This window comes from Burkholderia sp. HI2714 (assembly GCF_002223085.1).
Classification (GTDB): Bacteria; Pseudomonadota; Gammaproteobacteria; order Burkholderiales; family Burkholderiaceae; genus Burkholderia; species Burkholderia lata_D.
The window spans coordinates 58,075-70,414 of the sequence record NZ_NKFM01000032.1 but is presented as its reverse complement, the minus strand read 5'-3'; the positions used below and the strand labels follow the sequence as shown (position 1 = coordinate 70,414).

Sequence of the window (12,340 nt, the reverse complement as noted above, 5' to 3'; positions counted from 1 at the left end):
GAGGCGACGCATCGGGGTAAGGCAGCCATAAAGGCCGAAGCCCGAAACTTGCACGGGACGATGCGGCGTATATCCGACAGGCATAAGCGCGAAGGTGGGTGCGCAATACCCGGGGAGATCTGCACGGCTGCCGAAGTGCTACTGGCGTCGAGAGGCGTCGGGATGGCCATGCAGAAGTCAGCAGAGGGCATAGTAGGCCGCGAGGCTGAAGGCCCGAACATGAAGGACCGCGATTAGGACGGTGGAGACTCGATGCGAGCCGATGAAGCACAAGCCCGTGAGAACGGGGCCATGACGCAGGAGCCGGGGCGGAACCCTGGGGATGGCGCGCGTGGTGCGGAGGTTGGCGCGGCGGCTACCGGGCAAGCGAAAGCGGAGGGGCCATCGCTGATGGAGGCGGTGGTTGAACGCAGCAACCTGTGGCTGGCGTATCGACGGGTGGTCGAGAACCGTGGCGCACCGGGAGTCGATGACTTGCCGGTGGAGCAGTTCAAAGGCTGGCTGAAGGTACATTGGCCGAGCGTGAAGGCGGCGCTGCTGGAAGGGCGATACGTACCGGCGGCGGTGCGCGCGGTGGATATACCGAAGCCTGCGGGCGGGGTAAGGACACTGGGCATCCCGACGGTGCTGGACCGGCTGATCCAGCAAGCGCTGCACCAAGTACTCCAACCGATGTTCGAGCCGGGGTTCTCCGAGTCGAGCTACGGCTTCAGGCCGCGACGCAGCGCGCAGCAGGCGGTGCTGAAGGCACGACAGTACGTGCAGGAAGGCCTTCGCTGGGTGGTGGACATCGATCTGGAGAAGTTCTTCGACCGGGTGAACCACGACATCCTGATGTCGCGGGTGGCCCGGCAGGTAAAGGATGATCGGGTGCTCAAGCTGATCCGGCGGTATCTGGAGGCGGGCCTGATGCGAGGCGGGATGGTGACGGTGCGACGGGAGGGGACGCCGCAAGGCGGGCCGCTCTCGCCGCTGCTGTCGAACATCCTGCTGACGGATTGGGACCGCGAGCTTGAGCGACGCGGCCACGCGTTCTGCCGCTATGCGGACGACTGCAACATCTATGTTCGAAGCAAGGTGGCGGGCGAGCGGCTGTTGATACAGATGAAGGCGTTTCTCGAGAAGCGCCTGAGGCTGCGAATCAACGAGGCGAAGAGCACGTGTGCACGACCGTGGGCGCGCAAGTTCCTGGGCTACAGCGTGACGATGCATCGTCAGGCGAGGCTGCGAATCGCGCCGGAGAGCCTGAAGAGGCTGAAGAGGCTGACGGCGCGGGTCAAGGAGCTGATGCGTCCGGGCCGAGGGCGTAGCGTATCGCAGACGATCGAGGCGCTGAACCCGGTGCTTCGCGGCTGGATAAGCTACTTCCGGCACACGGAGGTCAAAGGCGCGTTGGAGGAACTGGACGGGTGGGTCAGACGGCGAATGCGCAGTCTTCTATGGAGACAGGCGAAACGCCGGGGAGCCCGCGCGATCATGTTGCGTCGAAGGGGCCTCACGGAGGCACGCGCATGGCAATCGTCCCGCAATGGGCGAGGGCCATGGTGGAACGCGGGAGCGAGCCACATGAACGCGGCCTTCCCGAAACGCTACTTCGACGCCTTGGGGTTGGTCTCGCTGCTGGATACTCAGCAGCGCCTCCAGCGTTCTTGATGAACCGCCGTATGCGGAACCGCACGTACGGTGGTGTGGGAGGGCTGAGGGGGTAACCCCTCTCCCTACCCGATGGTTCCGATGCCGCGGCAATCGGGCAACGGCGCGGGCAGCGGCGCGACGGCGATCGTCGCGCGGCGATGCCCGCCTGCGTGCGCTCAGCGCGCGCCGAACCCGAACCAGCCGTTGCTGGCCGCGAGGCGGCGCGGGCGGTTGACGCGGCGCTGCGGGCCGAGCGTGCGGCGCAGCGCGAGCGCGCGCAGCGACGACGGCTTCTGCAGCAGCGAGCGCAGGCCGGAACGGCGCGAGAACGCCTGCGCGCTCATCATCGAGAAAAATGCGTGGAACCACGCACGGATGCCGTCCAGCCGGCTATGTGCGGGCGTACGCTCGGCCAGCGCCTGCGTGCGTGCGCGGTGATGGCGCAGCGAGCGGGCAGGAGCGGGCGGCACGACGCGCTTCGCAGCGCGGCTGAGACGGGAAGTCAGACGGAATGGCATGTGAACGATGCTTCGCTTGTATGGATGGCGCCCTTGGGAGCGCACTGGTATGAACGGCCTCGGATTGCGCAACGGATCTTATCGAAACTCGCTGCGCGCCGCGCCCGCCAGAATTGACAGGCCGCGACAGGCTACAGGGGATTCATGACGGGCAAAAGTCGCGATAAACCCTTGTGCCACAAGGCGTGTGCCGCATACCGCCTGTCGGTGAGGCCGGCACCGCGCCGCACAGTTCCCTTGAGCCGGATCAAATTCGAGATTGGCATGCCCCTGCGCACGACAATGGTGCTGTTCGCGGCATCCGGCGCCGATTTACAATCGTCACATTCACACAATAAACGTCTGGCATCCCATGTCGTCTCCATTGCAGTCGGAATCGATCCGCGCGCAAGTCGCGGAATTGCGCGAGCGCGGCTTCGTCGTCGCGCGTGGCCTCGTCAGCGACGAGCAGTGCGCGGCGCTCAGGCAGATCGCGGAGCGCCAGTTGCGGGAGGCGGCCGAGCCGATCGAGTTCGAGGCAGACCTGCGCTACCCGGGCGCGCCCGAGTCCAAGCATGCGCCGGGCGGGCATACGGTGCGGCGGCTGCTCGATGCGTATTCGCGTGATCCGGCCTTCGCCGAGCGCGCGGTCGCACCGGAAATCGGTGCGTGGATGCGCGAGTATTTCGGCGAAGAACCGGTGCTGTCGCGCGCGCATCACAACTGCATGATGACGAAGCACCCCGCGTACGGCAGCCTGACCGGCTGGCATCGCGATTTCCGCTACTGGTCGTTCGAGCGTCCGGACATGGTGTCGGTATGGCTCGCGCTCGGCCCGGAAACGAACGAGAACGGCGCACTGTGGCTCGTACCGGGGTCGCATACGGCCGAATTCGGACCTGAAGCGTTCGACGATGCGAAGTTCTTCCGCAGCGACCTACCCGCGAACCGGAAGATGATCGACGCGGCCACGTGTCCGTCGCTGCAGACGGGCGACGTCGTGTTCTTCCACAGCAACACGCTGCATTCGGCCGGGCAGAACCGTTCCGACCAGGTGAAGTTTTCGCTCGTGTACACGTATCACGGCGCGAGCAACCGGCCGGTGCCCGGCACGCGCTCGGCATCGAAATCGGAAGTGCCGTTCTAGGCGCGGAGCGGGCGGCCTTCGAGGCCGCGGCGATGACGCGATGCCGCGCATCGCGGGTGCATGGAACAACGGGCGGCCTGGCCGCCCGTTTCGTTGGGTGCGGCCCGAGCGTATGACGCGGGCCGTGCGTGCATCGCGCGACTGCGCGCTCAGCGCTTGCCGCCCGGCATCGCGAGGCCGATCAGGCCGATGAACGATGCGACGGCGCCGCCCACGATCAGCAGGATCGTCTTCGTCGCGGGCGAACCGGTGAAGAAGCGCGACACGTTGTCGTTGATCGAATGGAACGACTGGCCGCCGAAATACAGCAGCACGACGCCGCCGACGAGCAGCGCAACCGAGATGACCCGGGACATACCAACCTCGCTGGAACGGTGATTCGAGACGCCGCAGTGTAGGCGACGACCGCGGCCGCGTCCATCGTCGCGCCGCCGAGCACGTTCCGGCCGCTTTCGCTACCATAGTCGTCGTATGACTCCTTCGCCGCCGCCGCGCCGCAAGCGCGGCCGGCGCGCGTCCCCTCTCCCGATGTCCTGACGGAACCGACTCATGGCCTACGAAGCAGCTTCCGAACGTTATGCCGACATGCAGTACCGCACCTGCGGCAAATCCGGGCTCAAACTGCCCGCGCTGTCGCTCGGCCTGTGGCACAACTTCGGCGACTCGACGCCGATCTCGACGCAGCGCGACATCCTGCGCACCGCATTCGACCTCGGTATCAACCACTTCGATCTCGCGAACAACTACGGGCCGCCGTACGGCAGCGCGGAAACCAACTTCGGCCGGCTGCTGAAGGAAGATTTCCGGCCGTATCGCGACGAGCTGCTGATCTCGACGAAGGCCGGCTGGGACATGTGGCCGGGGCCGTACGGCAGCGGCGGCGGGTCGCGCAAGTACGTGCTCGCGAGCCTCGACCAGAGCCTGCAGCGGATGGGGCTCGACTACGTCGACATCTTCTATTCGCACCGCTTCGACGCGCACACGCCGCTCGAGGAAACGGCGGGCGCGCTTGCGTCGGCCGTGCAGCAGGGCAAGGCGCTCTACATCGGCATTTCGTCGTACTCGGCGGCGAAGACGCGCGAGATGGCCGAGCTGCTCGCGCAGTACAAGGTGCCGCTGCTGATCCACCAGCCGTCGTACAACCTGCTGAACCGCTGGGTCGAAACCGAACTGCTCGGCACGCTCGACGAGATCGGCACGGGCAGCATTGCGTTCACGCCGCTCGCGCAGGGGCTGCTCACGTCGAAGTACCTGAACGGCGTGCCGGCCGACGCGCGCGTGAACAAGCCGGGCGGCGGTTCGCTGAAGCAGGATCACCTGAGCGCGGACAACCTCGATCATGTGCGCAAGCTCAACGCGATCGCCGAACGGCGCGGGCAGAGCCTCGCGCAGATGGCGCTCGCCTGGGTGTTGCGCAACGGCCGCGTGACGTCCGCGCTGATCGGCGCGAGCCGGGCGGAGCAGGTGCGTGAAAACGTGGGCGCGCTGAAGAATCTCGAATTCTCGGCGGAAGAACTCGCGGAGATCGATCGTTACGCGACGGAAGGCGGCATCAATCTGTGGGAAAAGCCGTCCACCGATCAGGCGATCTGACCGGCAGTCGATACGGCATGCGAAACATCGCGTGCCGTATCGATGGCTTGCGCGAAGCACATCGCATCGCTGCAATGCAGCGATGCACGCCACGCACGGGTGGTGCGCCGCTAGATCAGTGCAGGCAGGCCTTCGACGAGCAATACCGCGACGCCGACGCCGAGGATGACGCCCAGCACGCGCAGCAGGTTGTGGCGGAATTCGGTTGCGCACGGCACCGCGCCGAGAAATAGCGCTCCGGCTAGCGCCATCGGAATCAACAGGATGAAGTCGCCGATCGTGAAGTAGGTCGTCATGCGTGTCTCCAGGGTCGACCGGAGTGGGCGCATGCGCGCTTGCTCCGGCCCCATGCCGGGTGTTTCTAGTATGGTCCGGCCCGATTGCGAGCGGGGCGGTCAATTCGAGTATAGGCAACCGTCAGCGCTTTTCGCTATCCGAACCATTAAAAATCAGCGGAAAGCCCGGCGAATCGCGCATTTTTCCCGCAAGTTCGACGAACGCCTTGCGCGTATCTTTCTCGCGCCTTTCGATTTTTGCGGATTCGTCGTATGTGTCCGATGCGTGCCGCCGCACCGCGGGCGCGGCGGCACGCCCGCTCATGCGCGGTCGGGTTGCACGCGGGCGGCCGGTGCGCGGAACACGAGTGCGAGCCCCGCGATGATCGCCCCCATGCCGGCGAGCGCGAGCGGCTCGGGCCGGTTGCCGAGCCATGCGGCATCCATCAGCGTGGTGACGACGGGCACGAGATAGAACAGGCTCGTCACATTGACGAGATCGCCGCGCTGCATCAACCGGTAGAACAGCAGTTGCGCGATCACCGAAATCACGATGCCGAGCCACAGCAGCGGGATCACGAAGGCCCAGCTCATGTCGAACGACACCGGCCGGAACGGCACGATCGCCACGCACAGCGCGAGGCCGATCGCATTCTGCAGCGGCAGCACGTCGGCGGGCGCCGCACGTACGCGCTTTTGCAGCAGCGAGCCGGCGGTCAGCGCGACGAGCGCGGTGAGCGCGTACGCGATGCCGGCGAGCGACAGGCCGCCGTCTCCCGCGCCGCGGAACACGACGAGCGCGAGGCCGGCCAGCGACAGCGCGAGCCCCGCGATGCGTGCGGGCTGCCAGCGCCGCTCGACGATCGCGAGCGTGAGGATCGGCTGCACGCCGAGGACCGTCGCGAGCACGCCCGGTGCGATCCCGCGTTCGAGCGCGAGCAGGTAGAAGATCGAATAGCCGCCCATCATCAGCAGGCCGGTCAGCGCGGCCATGCGCCGCTCGCCGCGCGGCGGCAGCCAGCGCTTGCGCAGGAGGGCCAGCCCGAGCAGCACGAGCGATGCCAGTGCGAAACGTGCAGTGAGAAAGACGAACGCGGACGCGTGACGCAGACCGAGTTCAGCGAAGATTGCGCCGCTGCTCCACAGCAGCACGAAGAGCGACGTCGCGCCATGCGCGGCGAGCGCGCGTTTGAACGAAACCATGTGAATCCACCTGTCGAACGGATCGGGATGTTCCATCCGCGCGCGCAGCAACACGCCGTGCGTCACGACGCACGAATGCGACCTACGGGCGAATGGAAGACGAAACGAAAAGCCGGCTGGTCAGCCGACGCGTGCCGCCGGAGGGGGCGGCGCGGTGCAGACGAGCGGCGGTGCGACAGGAGGAGGAAGGACCGACGGATGCGCGCACGCCTGCGGCCGCGAGTCGAACTGCGGCCGGGATTTTGCAAGGGCGGACGTGAACGGATGCATCGTGTCGGAATGCGCTTGAACGCGAATGAGCGTCAAAGGTACCGCAAGGCCGGCGTCGGATGCAACACCTGTCGGTGGTGCATCGCATGACGAAGGGCGAAGGGCGAAGGGCGAAGGGCGAAGGGCGTTGCGTGCGCAACGGTCGCTGCGCTGGCTGCGTTCGAGGCGGGGGGAAGGTGATGACGGCGTCGCGTGATTCGGCAACCGCCGTCGCGCGAATTTGCGTGACGACCCGGCACCGGACCCATGACGCACGCGGAGCGTCCGTCACGTGCGCGCCGCGGTGATGCCGGGGATTCGGCGGGCGGTCACATTCGACAGGGTATGATGGGGGTAACCGGGCGGGCAAGCGTCTGCTCCGGCGCAGTGGTTGATTGGAGACATTCGACGAATTCGCGGCACTTCGCCTGCTTCTTCTTCTTTTCGTGCTTCGATAAACCGTGAACAATGGGATTACGCGCAACGCTCCGACGAGAGCGCGCGGATCGTGCATTTGCCGGCCCCCAGCGGGCCGGGTTTCAAGATTCAAGAGTGGGGAACCATCATGCATGTCGGGTCGATTGTCTGCACTACCCATATCGCGGTGCCGAAGGGCGCGCGCGGCATCGTCCAGCGCGTCCTGGGCGACATGGCCATGGTGACCTGGTACGCGGGCGTACCGGGCGAGTCCAAGGAACTCAACACCGAGCCGTTCTTTCTCGAGGACCTGATCGACACCGGCGAATCCGTGCTGCCGGCCGGCGCGGCGCTTCACTAAGCGCAACCTCCGCACCGGGCGCTCGTCTTTCAGCCCGACTGGCGGCACAATGCGGGGCATGAAAGACGTCACTTCCGCTCCCGCTTCGCCCGCCGGCCCGCCGTTCGCCGGACTCACGCCCGAGTGCGTGCTCGACGCGCTCGACAGCGTGCTGATACCGGCCGGCCTGCGCACCGACGGGCGCCTGCTCGCGCTCAACAGCTACGAAAACCGCGTCTATCAGGTCGGTATCGAAGACGGCCCGCCGGTCGTCGCGAAGTTCTACCGTCCGGCGCGCTGGTCGGACGAAGCGATCCTCGAAGAGCACGCGTTCGTCGCCGAACTCGCCGCGCGCGAGATTCCGGCGGTGCCCGCGCGCACCTTCGACGGCCGCACGCTGCACGCGTTCGACGGCTTCCGCTTCTCGATCTTCGAGCGGCGCGGCGGCCGTGCGCCCGATCTCGATCGCAGCGACACGCTCGAATGGCTCGGCCGCTTCATCGGCCGGATCCATGCGGTCGGCGCGACGCAGCCGTATGTCGCGCGCCCCGTGCTCGACATCAATACGTTCGGCTATGAGCCGCGCGACTACCTGCTCGCGCACGATTTCATTCCGGACGATGTGCGGCCCGCATACGAGACGGCCGTGACGCTCGCGCTCGAAGGTGTCGAGGCCGCGTTCGAGCGGGCGGGCGAGATCCGTCTGCTGCGCACGCACGGCGACTGTCATCCGAGCAACGTGCTGTGGACCGATGCCGGCCCGCACTTCGTCGACTTCGACGACAGCAGGATGGCGCCCGCGATCCAGGATCTGTGGCTGCTGCTGCCGGGCGATCGCGAAGGCGCATCGCGTGCGCTGGCGGACCTGCTGGCCGGCTACGAGGATTTCTGCGAATTCGAGCCGCGCGAGCTGCATCTCGTCGAAGCGTTGCGCACGCTGCGGCTGATCCACTACGCCGCATGGCTCGCGCGGCGCTGGGACGATCCCGCATTTCCGGCCGCGTTCCCGTGGTTCAACACGCATCGTTACTGGGAAGCGCGCGTGCTCGAGTTGCGCGAGCAGATCGGCGCGATGCAGGAAGGGCCGCTCTGGCCCGTGTGACGGCGCGCGCGGCACCCTCGCCGCGCGGCATGCCTGTGCGGGCCGCGGCGCGACGCGCGCGGCCCGTTCCGCTCAGAACTTCAGCATCAGCTTGATCAGTGCGGCGAAGCGCTTGCCGTACGGCGGCGCGAGCAGGTTGCGCGCGTTCAGGCGCGCCTGCGTGAGCACCGGCTTCATCTTCGAGAACGTCACGAAGCCATCGTAGCCGTGATAGGCGCCCATGCCGCTCGCCCCGACACCACCGAACGGCAAACTGCCGCACGCGATGTGCATCAGCGTTTCGTTGATCGACACGCCGCCCGAAATCGTTTCGCGCATCACGCGGTCGATCGTGCCGCCGTCCTCGTCGAACAGGTAGAGCGCGAGCGGACGCGGGCGTGCATTCACGTACGCGATTGCTTCGTCGAGCCGTTCGTACGGCACGAGCGGCAGCAGCGGCCCGAAGATTTCCTCCTGCATCAGTTGCGACGCGGCCGGCACCTGCGTGACGGCGCACGGCACGAAGCGGCGCGATGCGGGATCGGATTGCGCGTCGGACAGCGGATGCAGCTGCGCGCCGGCCGCCTGCGCGTCGCTCGCGAGCTGCTGCAGCCGCGCGTAGTGGCGCGGCGACACGATCGTCGTGTAGTCGCCGTTGGCCGACAGGTCGGGATACATCTTCGCGAACCGTGCGCGTGCGCGCTCGATGAAGGCGGCTTCCATCCCGCGCGGCAGCAGCACGTAGTCGGGCGCGATGCAGGTCTGGCCCGCATTCAGCGTCTTGCCCGCGACGATCGCGTCGACGGCCGCATCGAAGCGCGCGTTCGGGCCGACGATCGCCGGCGACTTGCCGCCGAGTTCGAGCGTGACGGGCGTGAGGTTGTCGGCGGCCGCGCGCATCACGTGGCGGCCGACGTGCGTCGAGCCGGTGAACAGCAGATGATCGAACGGCAGCCCGCTGAACGCGGCGCCCACTTCCGCATCGCCGTTCACGACCGCGACGTGGTCGCGCGTGAAGGTCTTGGCAATGAGCTGCTCGAACAGCGCCGACGTGCGCGGCGTCAGTTCGGACATCTTGATGATCGCGCGGTTGCCGGCCGCGAGCGCGCAGATCAGCGGGCCGGCCGCGAGCAGTACCGGGTAGTTCCACGGCACGACGATGCCGACCACGCCGAGCGGCTGCGGAATCACTTTCGCGCGCGCCGGGCGCAGCCACTTGTTCATCGGCTTGCGGATCGGCTTCATCCAGCGCTTGCCGTGCTTGAGCGCGTCGTCGATCTCTTCCTTCGCCATCCAGATTTCCGACAGCAGCACTTCCTGCTTCGCGCGATGACCGAAATCGGCGCTGATCGCTTCGGCGAGTGCATCCGCATGGTCGATCAGCATCGTGCGCAGCGCGCGCAGGTGTTGCACGCGCGTTTCCCATGCCGGATACGGCGCGCGCAGGTAGGCCGCGCGCTGGTCGCGCAGCAGCGCCGTCAGCGCATCCACCGACGGCAGGGCTTGCGGGGCCAGTTCGGGCAGCTCGTTCTTCATGTCGTCTCCTCCAGTTGGGCCAGGCGGGTCGGCCGGCCGTCACGCCGCACGCGCACGCTCGGCGAGCGCGGCGACGCGGATCGGGATGGTGCGGGTCGCGCGGCACGGGGCCGATGCGACGTGTGCTCGAAAACCGGTTGAAGCGTGCAGCGGGCGTCGCATCCACGCGACGGTGTGTGCATCCGGGTACCGTGCTGCGGCTCATATGCTTGCAGCGCGATGCGACCATTGCCGGGTGCGCGACGCGGCTGCCCGACCACCCGCCAACGCACCGAAACGGAGCAGCGCGACAGGTCCGTCAAATCATGTCGCGGCGCATCGTGCCGCTGCGGCGGCAAACCGTCCAAACGGTCGGCGACGACACGTGCCGTTCGATTTCGATCGACTGCGCGCATGACGCCGAGCATCCCCGCGCGGGCAGCCGTTTGAAATGAAATGCGGGCTGCGCGCATCGCATCCGGACCACCCGGTCGCCACGCGGCCTGCAGAACCTGGCGCTGCATCGTCGTCACTCCCGTTTCGCGACGGATCGGCTTCTCGTGGCCGGCGCGTCGCTCAAAGCGAATCGATACATCTTAAATTTAGTTCACGCGAGCGTTTAGAGGAATCGCTCTTGAATCGGCGCGCCGCGCGCGGGACGGCCATTCCTACAATGCCCGAACACAAGAGGAGACGCGGTCGCGCGGCGATGCCGGGCGCCTTCCATGACACGACGGAGACGTGACATGCAATACGACTACATCATCGTCGGCGGCGGTTCGGGCGGGTCGAGCCTGGCAGGCCGTCTCGCCGATGCCTGCCCCGATGCGACGATCGCGCTGATCGAGGCCGGCTCGCATACGGAGCGCAACCTGCTCGTCAACATGCCGGTCGGCATCGCGGCGCTGGTGCCGTTCAAGCTCGGCACGAACTACGGCTACGAGACGGTGCCGCAGCCGGGCCTCGGCGGGCGGCGCGGCTACCAGCCACGCGGGCGCGGGATGGGCGGCTCGAGCGCGATCAACGCGATGATCTACACGCGCGGCCACCCGGGCGACTACGACGAATGGGCGCAGCTCGGCGCGACCGGCTGGGGCTGGCAGGACGTGCTGCCGTATTTCCGCCGCGCGGAAGGTAACGCGCGCGGCGCCGATGCGTGGCACGGTGCGGACGGCCCGCTCACGGTGTCGGATCTGCGCTTTCGCAATCCGTTCTCCGAACGATTCATCCAGGCAGCGCAGGCGGCCGGCTATCCGCTGAACGACGACTTCAACGGCGCGACGCAGGAAGGCGTCGGCTTCTACCAGGTCACGCATCGCGACGGCTCGCGCTGCAGCGTCGCCCGCGCGTACATTTATGGCCGCAACCGGCCGAACCTGCACGTGATCACCGATGCGACGGTGCTGCGCGTCACGTTCGACGGCAAGCGCGCGGCCGGCGTCGCGCTCGCGCGCAACGGGCGGGTCGAGACGCTCGACGCGCGTGCGGAAGTGATCGTGTCGGCCGGCGCGTTCAATTCGCCGCAACTGCTCATGTGTTCCGGGATCGGCCCTGCGGAGCAGCTGCGCCGGCACGGGATCGCGGTCGTGCAGGATGCGCCGGACGTCGGCACGAACCTGATCGACCATATCGATTTCATCATCAATACGCGCGTGAATTCATCGGAACTGGTCGGCGTGTGCCTGCGCGGGATCGCGAAGATGACGCCCGCGCTCGCACGCTATTTCTCGAGCCGCACCGGGATGATGACGAGCAACGTCGCGGAGGCCGGCGGCTTCATCAAGAGCGATCCGTCGCTCGAACGTCCCGACCTGCAACTGCATTTCTGCACGGCGCTCGTGGACGACCACAACCGCAAGATGCACTGGGGTTTCGGCTACTCGCTGCACGTGTGCGCGCTGCGGCCGTTCAGCCGCGGCACGGTGGCGCTCGCGAGCGGCGATGCACGCGACGCGCCGCTGATCGACCCGCGCTTCTTCAGCGATTCGCGCGATCTCGACCTGCTCGTGCGCGGCACGCAGGCGATGCGCAAGATCCTGTCGCAGGCGCCGCTCGCGTCGCAGGGCGGCCGCGAGCTGTACACGCGGGCCGACCAGAGCGAAGCGGAACTGCGCAAGACGATCGTCGAGCATGCCGACACGATCTACCACCCGGTCGGCACCTGCCGGATGGGCTCGGACGCGCGCGCGGTCGTCGATCCGCAACTGCGCGTGCGCGGCGTCGAAGGGTTGCGCGTGGTGGATGCGTCGGTGATGCCGACGCTGGTCGGCGGGAATACGAATGCGCCGTCGGTGATGATCGGCGAACGCGCGGCGGATTTCATCGTCGCCACGCGCAAGGGCGCGGCGCCGCGCGGCGAGGCAGCCGCGGCGGTGCACGGCCGCTGAG

13 protein-coding genes are annotated in these 12,340 nt (G+C 67.2%); 6 read left to right on the top strand and 7 right to left on the bottom strand.

What is annotated here, in order from left to right; translation table 11 throughout:
- The first annotated feature begins 252 nt into the window (after positions 1–252).
- Positions 253–1,653: a group II intron reverse transcriptase/maturase gene (gene ltrA / locus CFB82_RS17205; RefSeq protein ID WP_089484672.1), complete on the top strand. Its 1,401-nt coding sequence runs from the start codon at positions 253–255 to the stop codon at positions 1,651–1,653.
- 158 nt (positions 1,654–1,811) lie between these two features.
- On the opposite strand, the gene CFB82_RS17200 is transcribed toward ltrA, so the two are convergent.
- Entirely contained in the window at positions 1,812–2,153 is a 342-nt protein-coding gene (locus CFB82_RS17200; RefSeq protein WP_089446620.1) for a hypothetical protein, read from the bottom strand.
- Positions 2,154–2,505: 352 nt separating this feature from the next.
- On the opposite strand from CFB82_RS17200, the gene CFB82_RS17195 reads away from it, so the two are divergent.
- Entirely contained in the window at positions 2,506–3,279 is a 774-nt protein-coding gene (locus tag CFB82_RS17195; RefSeq protein ID WP_069249118.1) for a phytanoyl-CoA dioxygenase family protein, read from the top strand.
- A 149-nt stretch (positions 3,280–3,428) separates the two neighbouring features.
- Here CFB82_RS17195 and CFB82_RS17190 read toward each other — a convergent pair whose 3' ends face one another.
- Complete coding sequence (locus CFB82_RS17190; RefSeq protein WP_011353528.1) at positions 3,429–3,635, bottom strand: DUF3185 family protein; 207 nt, start codon at positions 3,633–3,635, stop codon at positions 3,429–3,431.
- 193 nt (positions 3,636–3,828) lie between these two features.
- Here CFB82_RS17190 and mgrA point away from each other — a divergent pair, with 193 nt between their 5' ends.
- Complete coding sequence (gene mgrA / locus CFB82_RS17185) at positions 3,829–4,872, top strand: L-glyceraldehyde 3-phosphate reductase (protein ID WP_069249117.1); 1,044 nt, start codon at positions 3,829–3,831, stop codon at positions 4,870–4,872.
- Positions 4,873–4,982: 110 nt separating this feature from the next.
- On the opposite strand, the gene CFB82_RS17180 is transcribed toward mgrA, so the two are convergent.
- The 3 genes from CFB82_RS17180 to CFB82_RS17170 all read right to left on the bottom strand — a co-directional run bounded on the left by CFB82_RS17180 (position 4,983) and on the right by CFB82_RS17170 (position 6,350).
- Positions 4,983–5,168 carry a hypothetical protein gene (locus tag CFB82_RS17180; RefSeq protein ID WP_011353526.1) on the bottom strand — a complete coding sequence of 62 codons (186 nt, stop codon included), beginning with the start codon at positions 5,166–5,168 and terminating at the stop codon, positions 4,983–4,985.
- Between the two features lie 121 nt (positions 5,169–5,289).
- Positions 5,290–5,472: a hypothetical protein gene (locus tag CFB82_RS17175; RefSeq protein WP_089484671.1), complete on the bottom strand. Its 183-nt coding sequence runs from the start codon at positions 5,470–5,472 to the stop codon at positions 5,290–5,292.
- Positions 5,469–6,350 carry a DMT family transporter gene (locus CFB82_RS17170; protein WP_089484710.1) on the bottom strand — a complete coding sequence of 294 codons (882 nt, stop codon included), beginning with the start codon at positions 6,348–6,350 and terminating at the stop codon, positions 5,469–5,471. The genes CFB82_RS17175 and CFB82_RS17170 overlap by 4 nt, the downstream gene beginning before the upstream one ends.
- An 814-nt stretch (positions 6,351–7,164) precedes the next feature.
- Between CFB82_RS17170 and CFB82_RS17160 the strand changes: the two genes are divergently transcribed.
- Positions 7,165–7,377 (top strand): hypothetical protein, encoded by a 213-nt coding sequence (locus CFB82_RS17160; protein ID WP_011353523.1) that lies wholly within the window; start codon positions 7,165–7,167, stop codon positions 7,375–7,377.
- Between the two features lie 58 nt (positions 7,378–7,435).
- On the top strand, positions 7,436–8,458 hold the full coding sequence (locus CFB82_RS17155; protein WP_321199746.1) for a serine/threonine protein kinase: 1,023 nt from the start codon (positions 7,436–7,438) through the stop codon (positions 8,456–8,458).
- A gap of 72 nt (positions 8,459–8,530) precedes the next feature.
- Here the strand turns inward: CFB82_RS17155 and CFB82_RS17150 are convergent, their stop codons facing one another.
- Together CFB82_RS17150 and CFB82_RS43245 are read right to left on the bottom strand one after the other, a co-directional pair.
- The gene (locus CFB82_RS17150; protein WP_089484669.1) at positions 8,531–9,973 is read right to left on the bottom strand and encodes a coniferyl aldehyde dehydrogenase; all 1,443 of its coding nucleotides are present in this window, start codon (positions 9,971–9,973) and stop codon (positions 8,531–8,533) included.
- Positions 9,970–10,485, bottom strand: coding sequence for a hypothetical protein (locus tag CFB82_RS43245; RefSeq protein WP_156814525.1), 516 nt, complete (start codon positions 10,483–10,485; stop codon positions 9,970–9,972). The genes CFB82_RS17150 and CFB82_RS43245 overlap by 4 nt, the downstream gene beginning before the upstream one ends.
- 213 nt (positions 10,486–10,698) lie before the next feature.
- Between CFB82_RS43245 and CFB82_RS17135 the strand changes: the two genes are divergently transcribed.
- Positions 10,699–12,339 (top strand): GMC family oxidoreductase, encoded by a 1,641-nt coding sequence (locus CFB82_RS17135; RefSeq protein WP_069249115.1) that lies wholly within the window; start codon positions 10,699–10,701, stop codon positions 12,337–12,339.
- Position 12,340 lies beyond the last annotated feature (1 nt).